The sequence below is a fragment of the Halobacillus sp. Cin3 genome (assembly GCF_947311855.1).
Lineage (GTDB): Bacteria > Bacillota > Bacilli > Bacillales > Halobacillaceae > Halobacillus > Halobacillus kuroshimensis.
Window position 1 is genome coordinate 1,395,900 of sequence record NZ_CAMZMV010000001.1, and the last position, 20,305, is coordinate 1,416,204.

A 20,305-nucleotide genomic window follows, 5' to 3' on the forward strand; every position below is an offset into this window, starting at 1 on the left:
TACTGAAAATCTATAAAACTGCCATTGTTATGTTCATAGTTTTAAATTCCGTAGGCAAACTGAATCAACGTGCGCACTCCAACATAGGAAATGGCAACGAAAACGATGATGCTTACGTAGGTCATGATCTTCTGAGAGCGTGGTGACACGGTGATGCCCCAGCTGACAAAGAAAGACCACAGTCCGTTGGAAAAGTGGAAGGTTGTAGAGATTACACCAATTACATAGAACCAGAAGAAGAACGGCTCCGTTAAAATCCCTTCCATCAACTGGTAGTTAAGATCCGCCCATCCAAAACCGATGGCGATCCGTGTCTCCCAGACGTGCCACGCGATAAAGATCAGCGTAACAATCCCTGTGATTCTTTGGAAAATGAACATCCAGTTCCGGAAATATCCGAAATTAGACAAGTTGCTTTTGGCTGTAAAGGCAATATACACACCATAAATTGCGTGAAACAACAGTGGTAGGAAAATGATAAATGTTTCCAGCACATACCGATAAGGCAGACTCTCCATGAAGTGTGCCGCATCATTGAATGCCTGTGGACCACGTGTTGCAAAATAGTTTACAGTCAAGTGCTGAATCAAAAAGATCCCGATTGGAATAACTCCCAGTAATGAATGTAGTCTTCGATTGACGTATCCGCGCGTTCCCGCCATATTTACCCCCCTCAAGATAGTAACAGATTGAATATGGACATTTTTCAGACAGTTAAGCGCTTTAATTCCGCTTAAAAAAATTATAGGAAAAGCCCCATTCCCTAAACTTGTCTGACGAATGTACAATTTGTGACATGTTTATTGTACTTCTATCCCGAATAAGCGTCAAGAAAGCGGGATTATAAAATGTTCAAAAATACACATTTATTTCCTTTTGATAAAATGAGAGAAATCATATTGCACCACTGAAGATTTCGAGTGATAATAAAGGGAGAAAGGAATGAGCGTTTTGAAAGAATCTACGAAACTAACAACAAGCAACATTTCATCGCTTGTGGGCACCGGAGCAGGGTTCGATTTAATGCGCTACTTCGCCCTCCCTGACTTTCTTGGAAAGGATGCCCCTTATCTCCTTTATTATATGGGGAAAAACATGGCACGACAGACCAGTCTTGAAACCTTCGATGAGCTCTTTGAATTCTTCCAGTACATGGGCTGGGGAGAGCTCGTTAAAATAAAAGAAAAGAAAAACGAATACACCTTTCACCTGAAAGGGCACATGATTGAAAAACGCCTCCACCAAAAACTGCTGGACGTGGATTTTCGTATGGAATGCGGATTTCTTTCCGAATCCATTAAACAAATGACGGATGATACATATGAGTGCTTTGAAGAAGTCAATAAAAAAGAAAATGTCGTGGAAATCAAAGCGATGAAAGCATAAGAAAAGAACCAGCTGTTATTCCTCAGCTGGTTCTTCTTGTTCATCAGGGTCGTCCTGGTTATCATTCAAATGAATGAGGATCGTGTTGGCTACGGGTTCCGGTATTCCGAGCTTCGTAATTGACTGAATATCCGCTTCCTTGATTTCTGTCACGGACTTAAAATGACGAAGCAGAAGGCGTCTCCGCTTTTGACCGACACCAGGAATTTCATCCAGTTCAGACTGGATGGCTCCCTTTCCGCGCAGCTGCCTGTGGAAGGAGATGGCGAATCGGTGGACTTCGTCCTGAATCCGCTGGACGAGGTAAAATTCCTGCGATTTCCTATCCAGATCCACCGGCGAAGGAGGATCTCCATACAGGAGTTCGCTCGTCTTGTGCTTATCGTCCTTGGCAAGGCCGCAGAGCGGAACATCTATCCCCAGCTCATTCTCCAATACATCCAAGGCCGCCGACATCTGTCCTTTTCCTCCATCAACGACAATCAGATCCGGCAACGGAAGGTCTTCTTTTAAGACACGCTGGTAGCGCCTTCGAACCACTTCGCGCATCGTTTCATAGTCATCCGGGCCTTTAACATCCCGGACTTTGTATTTTCTATACTCTTTTTTATCGGCACGGCCGTCCGTAAAGACGACCATCGCTGAAACCGGATCCGCTCCCTGGATATTGGAGTTATCAAACGCCTCAATCCGGTGCGGGGTTTCAATATGAAGCTTCTCTCCCAGCGATTCAACCGCTTTAATCGTCCGCTCTTCATCCCGCTCAATCAAGGCGAACTTCTCTTCAAGGGAAATCTTGGCGTTTTTCATTGCCAGTTCCACCAGTTCCTTCTTGCGCCCGCGCATCGGAATCATAACCTTCGTATCGATGGCGCCTTCCAGAACATCTACGTTCGTCGCCACAGGCACGAGCACCTGCTTTGGATACGGGTGGTTTTGATGCAGGTAAAACCTGGCGATGTAGCTGAGGAAGGTTTCTTCCGGATCATCAAAGAACGGGAACAGCGAGACGTCGCGTTCGATCAGCTTGCCCTGGCGGATGAAAAAGACCTGCACGCACATCCACCCTTTATCATAGCTGTATCCAAAAATATCCCGGTCCACTTGATCGTTCATGGTCATCTTCTGCTGCTCCATGACCGATTCAATGTGTTCGATCTGATCCCTGAGTTCCTTGGCCCGCTCAAAATCGAGTTCCTCAGACGCATCGAGCATTTTCTGCTTCAAATCTTTTTTGATTTCCTTATGTCCACCGTTCAGGAAGGAAGTAATCTGCTGGACGATTTCATCATTCGTCTGTTTTGTAACCTTGTACTCACAGGGGCCAAGGCACTGGTGCATATGATAGTACAGACAGACGCGGTCCGGCATCGTGTTGCATTTTCTTAGAGGGTACAGCCGGTCAAGCAGTTTCTTCGTTTCCCTTGCCGCAATGACGTTCGGATAGGGACCGAAGTATTTCCCCTTATCTTTCTTCACATTCCTCGTTACAATCAGTCGGGGATGACGTTCACCGGTCACCTTCAAATAAGGATAAGTCTTATCATCTTTCAATAGAACATTGTATTTCGGGTCATACTTTTTGATCAGGTTCATCTCAAGAATCAGCGCCTCTATTTCAGAGGTGGTGACAATGTATTCAAAATTGACGATCTCCCGCACAAGACGCTGGGTCTTCCCGTCATGGGCTCCGGTAAAGTAGGAGCGCACGCGGTTCTTCAATACTTTGGATTTCCCCACATAAATAATTGTCCCATGCTTATCTTTCATTAAATAACAGCCGGGCTGGTCTGGTAAAACGGCCAGTTTCTCCTTAATCGTTGAATTCATTGTTTTCACTCCATACTGTCAGAAGGATATATAATGAAAATACCACACGACCGGTACATTTATGCATGATAAAAGCCGCGCTGCATACAGCGCGGCTTTCTACGATCACCTTTTTACTCAGGCATGTTTCGTAATGATTTCAGTTAGCGCTTCTTTAGGCTGGAAGCCGATAACCTGGTCAACAACCTGGCCGTCTTTGAAAAGAAGCAGTGTCGGGATACTCATAACGCCGAACTTACCAGCTGTTTCCTGGTTTTCATCAACATCGAGTTTCACGATTTTAACTTGGTCGCTCATTTCCGCATCAATTTCTTCCAATACAGGAGCGATCATTTTACAAGGTCCGCACCAAGGTGCCCAGAAATCTGCAAGGACAAGTCCCTGGCCTGTTTCTTCTGTAAATGTTTGATCAGTAGCTTTTACAATTGCCATACTATAATTCCTCCTCGACCTTTTAGTCTGTAAAGAGTATATCACTATCTATTGTTAGTGACTAATATTTTGTTTATACCTTATTTAAACATGGAATAAAGCCGAAGCCAAATGATCGGCTCCGGCTTTTTCCTATGCGTTTACTTTCATCTGCTTGATTTCTTCGGTCAGTTTCGGGATGACATCGAACAAGTCACCGACGATGCCGTAATCAGCTACATTGAAAATATTCGCTTCCGGATCTTTATTGACGGCTACAATGACTTTGGAATTGGACATTCCCGCTAAGTGCTGAATCGCACCGGAAATCCCGCAGGCAATGTAGAGGTCTGGTGTAACAACCTTCCCTGTCTGACCGATCTGCAGGGAGTAGTCGCAGTAACCGGCATCGCACGCACCGCGGGAGGCCCCTACGGTTCCGCCGAGCGCTTCGGCCAGCTTTTCAAGCGGTTCGAACCCTTCTGCACTTTTCACACCGCGTCCTCCGGCTACAATGACTTTGGCTTCGGATAAATCCACACCATCGGAGGATTTTTTCAGGACCTCTTTAATGATTGTGCGGATATTGGAGATTTGAACCTCTTTCTCTGACACCGTACCGGTCAAGGAATCATCACGATTCAGGGACGGAATGTTGTTTGGACGAATGGTAGCAAAAATCAATCCGTCTGTAATCTTTTTCTTTTCAAAAGCTTTACCAGAATAAATCGGACGGGTGAAGACGATATCTCCGCCTTCGACTACAACTTCCGTTGCATCTGAAATCAGCCCGGACTCCAGCCTGCTGGCAAGCTTCGGCGTCAAGTCCTTCCCGATGGCGGTATGCCCCATGATGATCCCTTCCGGAGACTCATCGTCAATGACCTGCTGGACCGCCTGGGCATATCCATCAGATGTATACGTTTTCAATTCCGGGTTTGAAACAGTGATGACACGTGCGGCGCCGTAGTACACCATTTCCTGTGCCATTCCCTTCAAATCCCCATCTCCGCAGAGGACACCGACCACTTCGCCGCCATCACTGACGAGATTCGCTGCAGCAATTGCTTCAAAAGTTACGTTACGAAGAGATCCCTCTCTCGATTCACCAATGACCAATACTTTTTTGCTCATAACCCATTCTCCTTTCCCTTTGTCTATTTACAGAACTTTCGCTTCAGTTTTTAGTAAGGAAACCAATTCTTTCACCTGATCGTCGACTTCCCCTTCAAGAACCTTACCCGCTTCTTTCGCAGGCGGTAGGAAAATCTCCATGGTGGTTGTTTTCGCTTCTACATCATCTTCCTCTAAGTCCAGATCATCTATCTCAAGCTCTTCCAGCGGCTTTTTCTTCGCTTTCATGATTCCAGGAAGAGATGGATAGCGCGGCTCGTTCAATCCCTGCTGGCACGTAACGAGCAATGGCAGAGAAGTTTCAACTTTCTCTACATCACCTTCCACATCCCGCTCGATATTGACGGTCGTGCCATCGACTTCGATCTTCGTGATCGTTGTCACACAGGCTATATCAAGACGTTCTGCCAGGCGCGGACCAACCTGACCGCTGGCCTCGTCAATCGCGACGTTACCAGCTAATATGATGTCAGCTTCCTTACCCTCGAAAAAGGCCTCTAAAATCTTGACGGTTGTAAACTGGTCTCCTTCTTCAAGGTCATCCTCTGTATTAATTAAGACGGCTTTGTCCGCCCCCATCGCCAGTGCTGTACGCAGCTGTTTCTCAGCGTCTTCCTCGCCAATCGTTACGACCGTAACCTCACCGCCGTGGGCGTCACGGAGATTGATCGCTTCCTCCACGGCATATTCATCATAAGGGTTGATGATGTATTCGGCTCCGTCATCAGCAATCGCTCCACCGTTGACCGCAATCTTTTCCTCTGTATCAAACGTTCTTTTAAGCAGTACATAAATGTTCATTGTCTATGACCTCCTAAAGCATTAATGTTTGAAATCAGGTTTCCTTTTCTCAATAAACGCCTGAATGCCTTCTTTGGCATCCTCTTTCCCAAATACATCGCCAAAGGCTTCTGCCTCAGCGCGGTTCCCTTCCTCAAACTGAGGATTGTGTGTCAGGGGAACGAGATTCATCACATGATGAATCGTCGGACCACTCTTCTCCGCAATAGCAGCAGCCAGCTTTGATGCTTCCCCATGCACTTCCTCAGCAGAAAAGCTCTTGTTAACCAGCCCGCTGGCCGCCGCTTCCTGCCCGGTGATCGGAACACCCGTCAAAATCATTTCATACGCTTTAGCTGCTCCGACATATCTCGGAAGCCGCTGGGTCCCTGCGAATCCGGGAATTATTCCAAGATTGATTTCCGGAAGTCCGAGTTTGGCATCTTCTGCTGCGTAGCGGATGTGACAGGCCATCGCCAGTTCCAGGCCGCCTCCAAGGGCAGCTCCGTGTATGGATGCGATTACTGGAACATGGAAGTGTTCAATCCGCTGAAAAAGCTTCTGTCCCTTGGAGGACAGGGATTTGTAATCATCCGCGCCCTGCAGTGTCGTGAATTCCTTAATATCTGCCCCGGCTGAGAAAAATCTTCCTTCGCCTTTCAGAAGGATGGCCTTGACGGATGCGTCCTGCTCCACCTTATCCAGTTCCGCGGAAAGATCCTTTAGAATATGACTCGACAAAGCATTGGCCGGAGGACTCTGCAGGGTAATCTCTGCGACATGGTTATGGATTTCCATCGTTAACGTTGACAACATTACCTCTCCTCTTCTTCACGATTCCGGGCTAATCCATAGATAATCAAGCTATGGACTTCACTTGCCTGGTCTACTATGTTATAACGCTGATCCTTCATGACCCAGTTGGTTACCGTCTCATCCATCATCCCGAAAATCATCTGACGTACGAGACGGCGGTCCAAGCCATTGCGGAACAGCCTTTCCTCCACACCTTCCTCGACGATTTGGTCGATGACATTCAAATAGCGCTTTAAGACATTGTTGATCTTCTGTCTTAAGTCCTTGTTTGATTGTCTCAGCTCCAACTGGGTGACAATAGCCAGATGGTGATCGGCAGCCAGCTGCTCAAAGTGCGTATGGATCAGCGTATGGAGCTTTTCATCCGCTGACTGCCTGGAGGTGGTTTCCTGCTCAATCTTTTCTATGAACTGCCCCATTTTCTCCTGGAACAGTGAAACGAGGATATCTTCCTTGTTTTTGAAGTACAAATAAATCGTGCCGTCAGCCACTCCTGCTTTTTTAGCAATCTTTGATACCTGTGAGGAGTGGTACCCATTTTCAGCAATGACCTCGACCGCTGCATCTATAATCTGTTTGAATTTTGGTTTGTTTTTTTTCATGTGGATATCTCCTTGATCTGTATACTGAAAATGAATGAATCATCATTCACTTATTATATTACATTCAAGGAAATATTCTGTCAACTTTCTTTTTTATGTTTATTGAATACTTTCGGATTCTTCATACTTCGCCTTCTCCTCCTCGACGAGCTGACGACGCAGAATCTTACCTACAGCCGTCTTCGGAAGCTCATCTCTGAATTCATATAACCGCGGTACTTTAAAGGCCGCCATATGCTTTCTGCAGAATTCATTCAGTTCGTCTTCCGTAATATCGCTGTCCTGCTTTCTTACGATGAAAGCTTTGACGGTTTCCCCGCGATACGGATCCGGTACTCCGACTACAACCGCTTCCTGCACTTCGGAGTGCTCATACAGCACTTCCTCCACTTCACGCGGGTAAATGTTGTACCCACCTGCGATGATCATATCCTTTTTACGGTCAACAATATAGAAATAACCATCTTCGTTCATATAGCCCATATCCCCGGTCCGGAACCAGCCGTCTTCACTCAACACCTGAGCTGTTTCCTCCGGACGGTTCCAATATCCCTTCATGACTTGAGGTCCTTTGACGACAATTTCCCCGATTTCTCCATAGTCCGCTTCCTCATCCGCATCCATCCTGAAAATTTTCGAGTCTGTATCCGGCCATGGAATCCCGATGCTTCCGCTGATCCGGTGTCCCCAGATAAGGTTGGAATGCGTGGTCGGTGACGTTTCAGTCAAACCATACCCCTCTACGAGACGGCCTCCGGTGATTTTCTCAAATTGTTCCTGCACTTCAACCGGGAGAGGCGCAGAACCACTGATGCAGGCTTCAATCGAGGATAGATCATATTTCTTCAAATTTGGATGGTTCAACAGCGCAATATAAATGGTCGGTGCTCCAGGGAAAAGCGTCGGACGCTGTTTCTCGATCACCTTCAATACGGCTTCCGCATCGAATTTCGGCATAAGGATCATTTTGTTGCCCATCATGACCGACAAGTTCATCACCGAAGTCATGCCGTACACGTGGAAGAATGGCAGGATGGCAAGCACCCGCTCTTCTCCGTCCCTGCATTTATACAGCCATTTCTTCGCCATCTGTGTATTGACGATCAAATTGTAATGGGTCAGCATCACCCCTTTTGGAAATCCAGTCGTGCCGCCGGTATACTGCAGCAGCGCTAAATCCTCCAAAGGATCCACATCAACCGGCTTTACTTCCCGAGTGCTCTCCTTTAAAAGGTGGGTCCAGAGGTGGGTGTCCGTCGATTGCTCCGGTTTAACGAGCACTTGATACTGGCGCTTCTGTATAAAAGGATAAATCTTATTCTTAGGAAATGGAAGGTAATCCTTAATCCCCGTCACTATAATATGTTCCAGGTCCGTTTCGGGCTTCACATTCGCTGCCTTCGGATACAGTATGTCGAGACAAATGATGACCTTGGCTCCAGAGTCCTTCATCTGGTACTCCAGTTCCCTCTCCATATACAGCGGGTTCGTCTGAACGACGATCCCACCGGCAAGAAGCACACCGTAATAGGCAACGACCGACTGTGGACAGTTGGGCAGCATGATCGAAACGCGGTCCCCCTTTTCCACACCCAGCTGCTGCAGGTAACTGGCTACAGCGAGGGATTGATCGTACACTTCCTTATAGGAAAGCTCCTTCCCCATAAAATAAAGCGCTTTCTTTCCTCCGTAAGCTTGAGCGGTATCGCGCAGGTAATCCTGCAGTGGACGTTGGTCGTACTCCATTTCCACCGGTACTTCCGGCGGGTAGTATTTGTGCCATGGACGCTGAAAGTCTGTCATACTCACATGCCCCCTTTTTTATCTTCTCTTCTATTATAACGACACTTTCCCAACATTTGAAATACAATTTAAAATTTTGAGAATATTTGACAGGATTCTACAGAAAATAAAAAAATTCACCGGAGTCTGTCTCCGATGAATTCAATCGTTCTCTTTTTGTACGTTTTCGGACGTCTCCCATCAGGAGCTGTTGATGCATCCTTCTCACGTCCCGGGATATCAGCTGTGATCCACACTCGTTCAGGAGGATACAACCCACGCCATAGCTAAATGATGAAAAACAATATACCGACTATGAGAAATAGAGCGGCAACGACCATGAGGACTTTCGCTAATGTTTCCAAACGACTCGCTCCCTAAATAATATTCGCCCCGATCACATAGGAAAGACCGACGGATATGATGAGGGAAATAAAACCGACAGCCCTGTTGTCCGCAGCAATTTCCTCGTCAATCTTAAACGAAGGCGTTAAAAATTCAAAGATGAAATACCCGCCAAGCAGAAGACAGAAGCCGTAAAGGCCCCATCCCATCGTCTGGGTGAGGGCATCATTATGTTCAATGGAGAAGCGGAATATGTTAGCGATTCCGAATAGTTTCCCGCCCGTAGCCATAGCTACGGCGAGATTGCCTTTTTTTATTTCCTCCCAGTTGTTGTAGGAAGTCACAATTTCAAAAATCGCCATGAATACGACCAGACACAGGACGACAACACTGTAACTGGCGGCTGTTTCCACTAATGGATGTTCCCAAAAATCAGTCATACTCGCTCCCGCTCCCCTTTTCTTTGAACATTAGCGGAGTTCCAGTACGGTGACTCCACTTCCACCTTCATTCATCCCCCCTGCACGGTGGGAGGCTATGCTCCGGTGGTTTTTCGCATAGTTCTGAACCGCTGTCCGCAGCGCTCCTGTACCTTTTCCGTGAATAATGGACACTTGCGGATATCCGGCAAGCAGCGCATCATCCACATACTTCTCCAACCGGTTCAGGGCATCTTCGTAACGCTCCCCGCGCAGGTCCAGTTCTGTTTTTACATGAAAACTTTTTCCTTTGACCGTCGCCATCGGCTTTTCTTTATAAGGCTCTTTAGCTTTTACGAATTCAAGCTCTTTTCGTTTCGCTTTTACCTTCATAACTCCAACTTGGACCTGATATTCATTTTTTCCCGTCTGGTCCACGATGGTACCCTGCTGGTTGAGTGTAAGCAGCTTCACTTCGTCACCCGGCTTCAGTTCTTTTGTTTCTTTCTTTTTAGGTGTCGGAGCTTCCTTGGCTTTTTTCTTCGCCAGCTCAGGCTGCGCCTCGTCGAACATCTTCCGGGCTTCAATCCACTCATGCTCTTTCATCTGCGACTGGGTTTTCATATTACGGATTTCGCCGACAATGGTTTCCGCTTCTTCACGGGCCTGCTGGATGGCTTTTTCTGCTTTCTGCTCCGCTTTTTCATACAGCTTTTCCCGTTGATTTTCGAACTGATTCCATTTTTCCTCCAGTTCACGCTTCAGCTTCTCTGCCGAGGCAAGCATCTCTTCGGCTTCTTCATAGTCGCGTTCGGCTTCACGCTTAGACTCTTCGAGAGAGGCAATCATATTTTCCACACTCTGTGAATCGACACCGATATGGCTTTTCGCAGATTCAATCACGTCTTCCTTCAAACCAAGACGTCTGGATATCTCAAAAGCGTTACTGCGTCCCGGGACACCGATTAACAGCCGGTACGTCGGTTTCAATGTCTGGATGTCAAACTCCACTGAGGCATTAATTACACCGTCCCGGTTATATCCGTAGGCTTTCAGCTCTGGATAGTGAGTCGTAGCAATGACGCGGGCGTCCCGTTGAACGACCTCATCCAGGATTGACATCGCAAGAGCGGCCCCCTCCTGTGGGTCTGTTCCTGCTCCCAACTCATCGAATAAGACAAGGGATTGATGGTCGACCTTATCTAAAATATCCACGATGTTAGTCATATGGGAAGAGAACGTAGATAAGCTCTGTTCGATGGACTGCTCATCCCCTATATCGGCATAGACTTCTTTGAATACCGCAAGCTCACATCCATCAAGCGCGGGGACCTGCAGGCCGGACTGAGCCATAAGCGTACATAAGCCGACCAGCTTCAGGGTGACGGTTTTACCCCCGGTGTTCGGACCGGTAATGACGATGGATGTGTAGTCCTCTCCGATCTCAATATCGTTCGGGACTACTTCATCCCCGCCGATTAGAGGGTGTCTCGCCTGCTTCATTTTAATACGGCCTTCATCATTCATGGCGGGCATGGAGGCTTTCATCTGCTGTCCGAGTTTGGCTCTGGCAAACATGAAGTCGATCTGTCCAAGAATCTGCACATTGTACGACAAGACCGCGTGTTCTTCAGCGATCGATTCAGATAGTTCTTTGAGAATCTTTTCAATCTCATTTCTTTCCTTTACGCGAGCTTCCTGCAGGTTATTGTTCAAATCTACAACGGACTGAGGTTCGATAAACAAGGTGGCTCCTGAAGAAGACTGATCATGGACAATCCCTCCAATCGAGCCTCGGTACTCTTGTTTGACCGGGAGGACGTAACGCTCGTTACGGATGGTCACAATGGAGTCTGAGAGCATTTTGGATTTTGATTTTGTAAAGGAATCCATTTTGTCCCTCACCCGGCTCTCATACGTACGGATGCTGGAGCGGATGGTGCGGAGTTTTTCAGAAGCCCCATCCATCACTGTTCCATGCTCGTCGATGCAGTTCCTGATTTCCTGCTCCAGTTCTTTTAAGGGAACAAGACTGGCTGCCAGTACTCTCAGAATCGGCATTTCCGGCTCTTCCATATCATCTATGAAACGTTTCAGCTGACGGCCGCCGTAAATGGTGCTCGCTATATCCAGACACTCCAGCGGGCTCAGTGTTCCGCCAATGGTTGTGCGCTTAATGCTCGGCTTAATATCAAAGATCCCACCAAGAGGTACATGCCCTTTTAAACGGAGGACCTGCCCGGCTTCATCTGTTTCTTTCTGCAGCTGGATGACTTCATCAAGATCTGATGACGGCTTGAGTGCTGCTGTCTTCTCTTTCCCTAAAGAAGAGGCTGCCTGCTCATTGAGCTGTTCGATTATTTTTTTGTATTCAAGTACATGAAGGATTCTTTGATTCATGCCTGACCGACTCCTTTTATTCCTACTTACGAATCTTACATTGGTCCATGAACTGCTCTTTCGTCCATGTGTTCACAACCGTTTCTTTTCTTAACCAGCCTTTACGGGCGGTGCCGACACCAATTCTCATGTGCTCCAGCATGGCGTAGCTGTGAGCATCCGTGTTGATGGCGATATTCACACCGGCTTCCTGAGCCTTCATGAGCCACTCCCAGTTCAAATCGAGACGGTTGGGGTTGGCGTTCAGCTCAAGAATGGTACCTGTGCGTGCTGCTCCTTCAATCAACTGTTCCAGATTTACCGCGTAGCCTTCACGACGTCCAATTAAACGTCCCGTAGGGTGGGCAATCATATGCACATGCGGATTCTCCAGGGCATTCATCAATCGTTCCATGATCTGCTCCTCGGATTGTTGGAAGCTTGAGTGGATCGACGCGATTACGAAGTCCATCTCTTTAAGAAAGTCATCCTCAAAGTCGAGGCTTCCGTCTGGGAGGATGTCCATCTCTATGCCTGCAAATATATGAAAATCTTCCATCGTTTCATTGATTTCTTCAATTTCTTTCCGCTGCTCGCGCAATCGTTTTTCATTCAAACCGTTTGCCACTCGCAAATACTTGGAGTGGTCGGTAATGACGATGTAGTCATACCCTTTTTCCTTCGCTCTTTCCGCCATTTCCTTAATGGACTGGGCGCCGTCACTCCACGTCGAGTGCATATGAAGATCGGAGCGTATATCAGGAAGATCGACTAATTGGATCTTTTTCTTAAATTTTTCCACCTCTCCATAATTCTCACGGACCTCCGGAGGGATGAAGTGGAGATCAAAATGCTTAAAGAAGTCTTCCTCGGATTCAAAAGTTTTCACTTCACCCGTATGGATGTCTTCAATTCCGTACTCGCTGATTTTTTCATCCTGCTCTTTCGCCAGCTGTCTCATGGCCACGTTATGGTCTTTGGATCCGGTAAAATGATGAAGGGTGGTCGCAAATTCATGAGGCGCCACGATACGAAAGTCAATGCCGATATCATAGCCTTCATGGACAACGATGGAAACCTTTGTTTCCCCGGAAGCGACGACTTCTTTCACGTCTGGATAAGCCAGAAGCTCATCTCTTGTTGCTGCCGGGTTCTCCGACGCAATAATAAAATCAAGATCCTTGATTGTTTCTCTCATTCTCCGCAGACTGCCTGCGCGGGAAAAGCGCTTAAACGTCCCCGCCTGCTCCAAGTAAGCTTCCACCTTCTCTGCCAGCGGCAGCATGATTGCAATCGGCAGACGCTCTGGGCGGGAATGGGCGTCTTCAAGAGCTTTCAGCATTTTTTCGGCAGACTTTTTACCGAAACCTTCCAGTTCCTCCACCCTGCCGGACTCCAGTGCTTCTTTCAGCGTTTCTGCGTCCGTCACCTCAAGCTTTTGGTAAAGCTTGGCCAGCTTTTTGCCGCCAAGTCCCGGCAGGTCCAAGAGAGGAACGAGCCCTTCAGGAACTTCTGCCTGCAGCTGCTTCAGCGTATCAGATTCTTCGTTGGCGATATATTCGTCGATGACCGCCGCCGTTCCTTTCCCGATTCCATTCATCTTTGTAAAATCATCGATCTCACTCAGGGAGCGGTCATCCCGCTCCAACGCCTGGGCCGCTTTCCGGTAGGCGGATATTTTAAATGGGTTTTCGCCTTTCAATTCCAAATAAACAGCGATTTGTTCCAGTATTTTAATGACCTGTTTCTTATCGAGAGCCATTGTTCATCGTCTCCTTTTTTTATGAGTGATGCAGATGCTCATGAAAAAACCGCCATGATTACTATCACAGCGGCTCAACCTTCATTCCTAAATCGTACCTGCTCAGCCCGCTACGTGTTCAATCCACAGATTTTCCAATTCATTGGAAAGCATCGGCGTATGTTCAATGATCAGCTGGGCTAACAGGGATCCGTCCAACGCACTCTGCACCCCGGCTACAGGTACCAGTGCGGCTATGTACAACACGACAAATAGAATGACATAGTTCTCGACGAAGCCTAGTATGCCACCCAGCAGGGTATTCAATGAATTCAAAATCGGCAGCTCCGATACGAAATCCAGCATGGAGGCTATAATATGAAGCACAATCTTCGCTCCGAAAAACAGGATGGCAAAGGCCACTGCATTATAAAAAGCCTGTTCAAGCGGGAGGTTATCCAAAAATACAGCCCACGAGGCGTCTGCCGGCAGTTCGGGGTAGGGAACCCACAGGGTAAGCTTCGGGGAGAGATCGTCATAATAGATGACAGCTACCACAAAGGCAACGATAAAACCGATTAAATGAAAGAGCTGAAGGATAAAACCTCTCTTCAACCCGGTAAGTATTCCGATAAACAAAAGAAACAATAGCAGTAAATCAATCATTTTCTCTGTCGTCCTCTTTCTCTAGCTTTTCAATATAGTTCATAAGTTCCGCACATTCGTCTTTTAATTTAATGTATTCATTCATTGTATTCACAGCGGTCAATACAGCGAGCATGGAAGTATCCAGACTAGGGTTCGCTTCATGGATTTCACGCATTTTTTGATCCACCAGACTCGATACCATACGGATATGATGAGGCTCTTCATGACCAACTATCGTGTAAGATCGTTTATTGATCTCCACGGTGATTCTTTTTTTCTCTTGGTCTGACTGCGACACATTCATACCCCCTAGTTTCTCTCAATCCTAAACTTAATATTAACATGACTATTCTCCTTAGGGAAACCAATATGGATGTTTTTCGCAAATGTTCTCATTTTTACGCCGTTCTGCTATACTGTGGTTATTATTTTGGTACGAAAGAAAGGAACGAATTATGCCTCAAGTTGTCTTAACACTTCCCACCTCAACCTTAGAGAAAATGAAAACCTATTACGCATCCCAGAGCAAGCCGAACGTCCCTTCCAGTGCATTATTTGCTGCAAAAACAACGGCCTGCACCATTACCGCCTACCGCTCAGGGAAAGTCCTCTTCCAAGGGAAGAATCCTGAAGAAGAAGCCGACAAATGGGGCACTGGATCTTCTGCATCCGGTCAGAAGAAGAAGAGTTCCTCCCACCACCGCTATCATCCGTCCGAAAGCTTATTTACCAGCTCTCATATCGGATCGGATGAAGCCGGGACCGGAGACTATTTCGGCCCCATCACTGTCGCTGCCGCATATGTAACGGCGGAGCAGATTCCACAGTTGAAGGCCATCGGTGTTAAGGACTCTAAAAATCTGTCAGATGCACAGATTACCGACCTGGCCAAGGACCTGGCTGCCTTGAAGATTCCTTACAGCCTGCTGCGTCTGCCTAATAAAAAATACAACCAGCTGCAGAAAAAAGGATGGAGCCAGGGTAAAATGAAAACGATCCTTCACCACCAGGCCATCAACCGGCTGCTGGAAAAAATCGCTCCGGAAAAGCCTGAAGGGATCCTGGTTGACCAGTTTTCCCAGCCGGATGTCTATCAGAAGCATTTGCGGTCTGAAAAACAGCAGCTTCAGGAAAATGTCTACTTCATGACAAAAGCTGAAAGCTATTCCATTGCAGTAGCAGCTGGATCGATCATTGCCCGGTCAGCTTTCGTCAAAGCGATGGACACGCTTGAATTCGATACGGGGCTGCCGATTCCAAAGGGCGCTTCAGGGAAAGTGGATAAGGCCGCTGCCGCCGTCATTGAAGCCTATGGAGAAGACAAGCTCGATGAACTGGCGAAAGTCCACTTTGCCAACACCGAAAAAGCGAAAAAATTTGTAAAGTGACAGAGAAAACCCCCGCCGGGACATCCCGGCGGGGGTTTTGCATTACCCGCGAAGTTCTGCTTCGTGCTTGTCTTTGACAGCAGCTAAGATTTGTTCATGGGCTTCTTCTACTTCCTGGTCTTTCAATGTACGAACAGGATCAAGATAAAGCAGACGGAAGGCCAGGGACTTCTTGCCAGCTTCCAGATGCTCTCCCTGATAAACGTCGAACACTTGAACATCTTTTACAAGCGGCGCACCTGCTTCAGAAATCGTCGCTTCAATCGCACCTGCTGATACATCCTCATCCACGACCAGCGCAATATCCCTTGAAACAGAAGGATGTCTCGGAATGACACGGAACGTCTCTTCTTTTTCATACGACTGGAACAAGGCTTCAAGGTTAAGATCGAACACGTATGTTTCTTTCAAGCCGAATTCCTTCTGCAGCTTCGGATGCACCTGACCGGCAAAGCCTATGACACGGCCTTCGTGACGGATGACAGCTGTACGGCCCGGGTGCATGGATGGCAGTTTCGCCTTTTCATAAGTGAAGGAAAGGCCGAGCTGATCTCCAAGACCTTCGACAATGCCTTTGACGACAAAGAAGTCAACCGCTTTTTTCTCCTGCTGCCACAGATGGGACGTCCAGTCACCGGTAAGGGCTCCTGAGGCACGCAGCATTTCGGATGGCTGGTTCGTCACCTCCTGCTCGTCACTAATGAATACTGTACCTACTTCATAATAGGCCAGGTTCTCTTGACGACGGGCAACGTTATAAGATAAGGATTCGAGCAATTCAGGCAGGATGCTCAACCGAAGGTAGGCGTGATCCTCACTCATCGGCATTGCCAGACCTACAGGGCTCTCGGCTGCCTCCTCTACTTCCGGACTGACGAGCATAACGGCTTTATCTTGATGTGTCAGGGAATACGTAATGGTTTCGTGAAGACCTGCACCTTCGAAGTATGCTTTCACGCGGCGTTTCAACTGTTGATTCACAGTGAGTCCACCTGCCTGTGATTCTCCTTCCGGAAGGGTGAATGGCAGATTATCATAGCCGTAAATACGCGCAACTTCCTCAAGGATATCTTCAAAAATGGTGATATCGCCGCGGCGGGTCGGAATCGTTACATCGAACTGCTCACCGTCCTGGTTGTATACAAACTGCAGTCGACGGAAAATATCAGCCATTTCCTCGTTGGAAATCTCTGTACCGAGCCGGTCATTGATTACACTCGTACGGACGGTCACCTGCTTTTCGGAACGGTCCAGCTTATCGAAGGAAGCATTCCCTTCCAGCACACGGCCTCCGGCATACTTCTGAAGAAGCTCACAGGCACGCTTTCCGGCGCGTTCTACACGGTTAGGGTCCACCCCTTTTTCAAAACGTGAGCTTGATTCACTGCGCAGCCCGTGGTCCTTGGAAGCTTCACGAACGACAGAAGGGGCAAAATACGCCGCTTCCAGGATGATCGTTGTCGTATCTTCCTGGACTTCTGATTCCGCTCCGCCCATCACACCGGCGATCGCATGCGGTTGTTCCCCATTCGTTATGACCAGGTGACGGCTGTTCAATGTGCGCTCCTGGTCATCCAATGTGACGATTTTCTCGCCATCTTCCGCTCGGCGTGTGCGGATGGTTTGAGAACCGAAGCGGTCATAGTCAAATGCATGAAGGGGCTGGCCGCACTCCATTAACACGTAGTTGGTAATATCCACAACATTATTGATCGGACGGATTCCAGCCGCTGTCAGACGGTTGCGCATCCATAACGGTGATGGGCCGATCTGAACATCCTTGATGACGAAAGCGCCGTAATAAGGATTGGCCTCTGGGTCGTCTACTTCAACCGTAAGCAGATCAGATGCTTTCTCATCAATGGTTTCAACTTTTTCTTCAGCCAGCGTATAGGTGCCGTCAATCGCAGCAGCTACTTCATAAGCAACTCCCGCCATACTCATCGCATCCGAACGGTTCGGAGTCAGACCAAGCTCAATGATCAAATCATCAAGGTTCAGCTCAGAGACAGCGTCGGCACCGATTTCTGTATCCTCCGGGAACACGAAAATCCCTTCCGCATATTCCTTGGGTACATCCTTTTCATCCACCCCAAGCTCTTGAAGCGAACAGATCATCCCATTGGAGGCTTCCCCGCGGAGCTTCGTTTTCTTAATTTTGAAGTTTCCCGGAAGGACGGCTCCCGGTACAGCGACTGCGACTTTCTGTCCTTCGGCCACGTTCGGCGCCCCACATACGATCTGAAGCGTTTCTTCGCCAACGTCGACCTGACAGAGGTTCAATTTATCCGCATTCGGGTGCTGCATACAGGATGTCACATGTCCGACGACGACCCCCGTGACGCCCTCTGCTACAGGCTCCACGCTTTCTACTTCAATCCCCGTTTTTGTAATGATTTCAGCCAGTTCCTCCGGAGAGTAGGCGCTGACATCAATGTATTCGTTCAACCAGTTTAAAGATACAAGCATTTTTCCATTCCTCCCTTAAGCTTTATGATACTGTTCCAAGAACCGGATATCGTTAGTATAGAAGTGACGGATATCGTCTACTCCGTATTTCAGCATGGCGATCCGTTCAGGTCCCATTCCGAAAGCAAAGCCGGAGTATTCACTGGAATCATAGCCGGCCATTTCCAATACGTTCGGGTGGACCATGCCCCCGCCGAGAATTTCAATCCAGCCCGTTCCCTTACAGACAGAGCAGCCTTTACCTCCGCACACTTTACAGGAAATATCCATTTCAACCGACGGTTCTGTGAACGGGAAGAAACTTGGACGAAGGCGGATTTCACGTTCCGCTCCGAACATCTGCTTCGCAAATGCATTCAGTACGCCTTTCAGATCACTCATGCGGACATGCTTATCTACAAGCAGACCTTCAATCTGGGTGAACTGGTGGGAGTGCGTGGCATCATCGGTATCACGGCGGTACACTTTACCAGGACAGATCATTTTCACAGGTTCAGCACCGTTTCTTGCTCCCATCGTTCTTGCTTGTACAGGCGAAGTATGGGTACGCATCAACAACTCTTCTGTAACGTAGAAGGAATCCTGCATATCACGGGCCGGGTGGCCTTTCGGCAGATTCAGCGCCTCGAAGTTGTAATAATCGGTTTCCACCTCTGGTCCTTCCTTGATTTCAAATCCCATACCGATGAATAAATCCTCAATTTCTTCTACAATGCTCGTCAGCAGGTGCGGGCCGCCTACGTGAACCGGACGGGCAGGAAGGGTGACATCAATGCTTTCCTCTTCCAGCTGTTTCTCAAGCGCCTCGTCCTCAAGACCTGTCTGTTTCACTTCGATCGCATCTGCAATGCTCTCACGCACTTCATTAGCGAGCTGTCCGATGACCGGGCGCTCTTCCTTCGATAATTTCCCCATGCCGCGGAGTACTTCCGTGATTGGTCCTTTCTTCCCAAGGTACTCAACACGAATGTCTTTCAACCCTTGAATGGAATCAGCGTTCTCCACCTTCTGCAGCGCTTCCTGTTTCAGCTGCTCTAAACGTTCCTTCATCAGTAATTCCTCCTTTAATGAAAATAAAAAAAGCCCCCTCCCTGTAAAAAGGGACGAGACTTGTATGGTTTGTTTCGCGGTACCACCCTTGTTGACACCTGTGGTGCCCACTTGTATGAAATAACGGACGTTCATCCGGGCCGAAACGGCCAGCTCCAGAGTGAAATTTCAACGAATGTCACGATGGCAGCACTCCCAGTCTATGGTGCTTCCTCCCTGAAACGATTCCCATTCATTTACTTTGCTCTATCTCAGCTATTGATCCATGTAATTGTTAGAACTGCATTAATTATAGTCAAAGTTGCTGCTGGATGCAACCTCAGCTTTTCAAATGATACATTAGAACAGCACCGGCAACAGCAGCATTCAATGATTCTGCCTGACCATATATCGGAATATACACCTGCTGGTCTGCTGCCTCAACGAGTTCTTCTGAAATTCCGCTGCCTTCATTTCCAATCACTAAAGCAGCTTTCTCAGGAACCGCCAGCTCTTTAAAAGAGACGGAGTTCTCCAGCGCAGAGGCCCAGATTTCCACACCCTGATCCTTCAATTCGTTCACGTAAGCGCCGAGGTCTCCTGTAAAGACCGGTAAATGAAACAGAGATCCTTGAGAAGCACGGATCACTTTATCATTAAAAATATCCACAGAACCCGTGCCGACAATGACCTGGTCGAAACCGGCAGCATCTGCTGTACGGATCAGTGTCCCGATATTCCCCGGATCCTGTACAGCATCAAGCATCAAAGTAAGGCTTCCCGGCGTAAAGGTATAATCTTCTTTAGCGACAACAGCAGCAATCCCTTGAGGCGTTTCGGTTTCAGCAACGGCCGCAAAAACATCCCGGCTGACAATCGTATAAGGAATATCATCCGGAAGTTCGATGTCCGTTTCTTCGCGGATGATCAATTCTTTAACGGTCCAGCCGCTTTTCATCACCTCTTCAAACAGATGAAACCCTTCTACAAGAAACGTACCTGTTTGATTTCTATACTTTCGTTTATGTAGTTTCTTCCAATCCTTCACTTTTGCATTTTGTAAGGAAGTGAGCATTATCGTCCCTCTTTTCCTGTTTATTTCTCATTCATCATACATAGCCACACCACGGTTGGTCAAACTAATCA

18 protein-coding genes are annotated in these 20,305 nt (G+C 47.7%); 2 read left to right on the plus strand and 16 right to left on the minus strand.

Features of this window, described 5'->3' with window-relative positions; translation table 11 throughout:
* Window positions 1-41: 41 nt before the first annotated feature.
* Window positions 42-662 (minus strand): succinate dehydrogenase cytochrome b558 subunit, encoded by a 621-nt coding sequence (locus QMA39_RS07465; protein WP_027955207.1) that lies wholly within the window; start codon window positions 660-662, stop codon window positions 42-44.
* A gap of 280 nt (window positions 663-942) precedes the next feature.
* Here QMA39_RS07465 and QMA39_RS07470 point away from each other — a divergent pair, with 280 nt between their 5' ends.
* On the plus strand, window positions 943-1,386 hold the full coding sequence (locus tag QMA39_RS07470; protein WP_027955206.1) for a YslB family protein: 444 nt from the start codon (window positions 943-945) through the stop codon (window positions 1,384-1,386).
* Between the two features lie 15 nt (window positions 1,387-1,401).
* Here QMA39_RS07470 and uvrC read toward each other — a convergent pair whose 3' ends face one another.
* The 12 genes from uvrC to zapA form a co-directional block, all read right to left on the minus strand.
* Window positions 1,402-3,216, minus strand: coding sequence for an excinuclease ABC subunit UvrC (gene uvrC / locus QMA39_RS07475; RefSeq protein WP_027955205.1), 1,815 nt, complete (start codon window positions 3,214-3,216; stop codon window positions 1,402-1,404).
* A gap of 117 nt (window positions 3,217-3,333) precedes the next feature.
* Complete coding sequence (trxA, locus tag QMA39_RS07480) at window positions 3,334-3,690, minus strand: thioredoxin (protein ID WP_280513303.1); 357 nt, start codon at window positions 3,688-3,690, stop codon at window positions 3,334-3,336.
* 90 nt (window positions 3,691-3,780) lie between these two features.
* Window positions 3,781-4,761 (minus strand): electron transfer flavoprotein subunit alpha/FixB family protein, encoded by a 981-nt coding sequence (locus QMA39_RS07485; protein ID WP_281658308.1) that lies wholly within the window; start codon window positions 4,759-4,761, stop codon window positions 3,781-3,783.
* Between the two features lie 27 nt (window positions 4,762-4,788).
* Window positions 4,789-5,562 (minus strand): electron transfer flavoprotein subunit beta/FixA family protein, encoded by a 774-nt coding sequence (locus QMA39_RS07490; protein WP_027955202.1) that lies wholly within the window; start codon window positions 5,560-5,562, stop codon window positions 4,789-4,791.
* A 21-nt stretch (window positions 5,563-5,583) separates the two neighbouring features.
* The gene (locus tag QMA39_RS07495; RefSeq protein ID WP_027955201.1) at window positions 5,584-6,357 is read right to left on the minus strand and encodes an enoyl-CoA hydratase; all 774 of its coding nucleotides are present in this window, start codon (window positions 6,355-6,357) and stop codon (window positions 5,584-5,586) included.
* Window positions 6,357-6,959: a TetR/AcrR family transcriptional regulator gene (locus QMA39_RS07500; RefSeq protein ID WP_281658309.1), complete on the minus strand. Its 603-nt coding sequence runs from the start codon at window positions 6,957-6,959 to the stop codon at window positions 6,357-6,359. The genes QMA39_RS07495 and QMA39_RS07500 overlap by 1 nt, the downstream gene beginning before the upstream one ends.
* Window positions 6,960-7,058: 99 nt before the next feature.
* A complete protein-coding gene (locus QMA39_RS07505; protein ID WP_027955199.1) occupies window positions 7,059-8,762 on the minus strand; it encodes a long-chain-fatty-acid--CoA ligase in 1,704 nt (567 codons plus the stop codon).
* 356 nt (window positions 8,763-9,118) lie between these two features.
* Window positions 9,119-9,526, minus strand: coding sequence for a DUF350 domain-containing protein (locus QMA39_RS07510; protein ID WP_027955198.1), 408 nt, complete (start codon window positions 9,524-9,526; stop codon window positions 9,119-9,121).
* Window positions 9,527-9,556: 30 nt separating this feature from the next.
* Window positions 9,557-11,905: an endonuclease MutS2 gene (locus QMA39_RS07515; RefSeq protein WP_281658310.1), complete on the minus strand. Its 2,349-nt coding sequence runs from the start codon at window positions 11,903-11,905 to the stop codon at window positions 9,557-9,559.
* Window positions 11,906-11,927: 22 nt separating this feature from the next.
* Window positions 11,928-13,646, minus strand: a complete 1,719-nt coding sequence (gene polX, locus QMA39_RS07520) for a DNA polymerase/3'-5' exonuclease PolX (protein WP_281658311.1) — start codon at window positions 13,644-13,646, stop codon at window positions 11,928-11,930.
* A 102-nt stretch (window positions 13,647-13,748) separates the two neighbouring features.
* The gene (locus QMA39_RS07525) at window positions 13,749-14,291 is read right to left on the minus strand and encodes a CvpA family protein (RefSeq protein ID WP_281658312.1); all 543 of its coding nucleotides are present in this window, start codon (window positions 14,289-14,291) and stop codon (window positions 13,749-13,751) included.
* Window positions 14,284-14,577 (minus strand): cell division protein ZapA, encoded by a 294-nt coding sequence (gene zapA, locus QMA39_RS07530; protein WP_035531990.1) that lies wholly within the window; start codon window positions 14,575-14,577, stop codon window positions 14,284-14,286. The genes QMA39_RS07525 and zapA overlap by 8 nt, the downstream gene beginning before the upstream one ends.
* A 151-nt stretch (window positions 14,578-14,728) precedes the next feature.
* Between zapA and rnhC the strand changes: the two genes are divergently transcribed.
* The gene (gene rnhC / locus QMA39_RS07535; protein ID WP_281658313.1) at window positions 14,729-15,661 is read left to right on the plus strand and encodes a ribonuclease HIII; all 933 of its coding nucleotides are present in this window, start codon (window positions 14,729-14,731) and stop codon (window positions 15,659-15,661) included.
* A 42-nt stretch (window positions 15,662-15,703) separates the two neighbouring features.
* Here rnhC and pheT read toward each other — a convergent pair whose 3' ends face one another.
* The 3 genes from pheT to QMA39_RS07550 all read right to left on the minus strand — a co-directional run bounded on the left by pheT (window position 15,704) and on the right by QMA39_RS07550 (window position 20,234).
* On the minus strand, window positions 15,704-18,130 hold the full coding sequence (pheT, locus tag QMA39_RS07540; protein WP_281658314.1) for a phenylalanine--tRNA ligase subunit beta: 2,427 nt from the start codon (window positions 18,128-18,130) through the stop codon (window positions 15,704-15,706).
* Between the two features lie 15 nt (window positions 18,131-18,145).
* Window positions 18,146-19,180: a phenylalanine--tRNA ligase subunit alpha gene (pheS, locus tag QMA39_RS07545; protein ID WP_281658315.1), complete on the minus strand. Its 1,035-nt coding sequence runs from the start codon at window positions 19,178-19,180 to the stop codon at window positions 18,146-18,148.
* A gap of 319 nt (window positions 19,181-19,499) precedes the next feature.
* Window positions 19,500-20,234 (minus strand): RNA methyltransferase, encoded by a 735-nt coding sequence (locus QMA39_RS07550; RefSeq protein ID WP_206935517.1) that lies wholly within the window; start codon window positions 20,232-20,234, stop codon window positions 19,500-19,502.
* Between the last annotated feature and the right edge of the window lie 71 nt (window positions 20,235-20,305).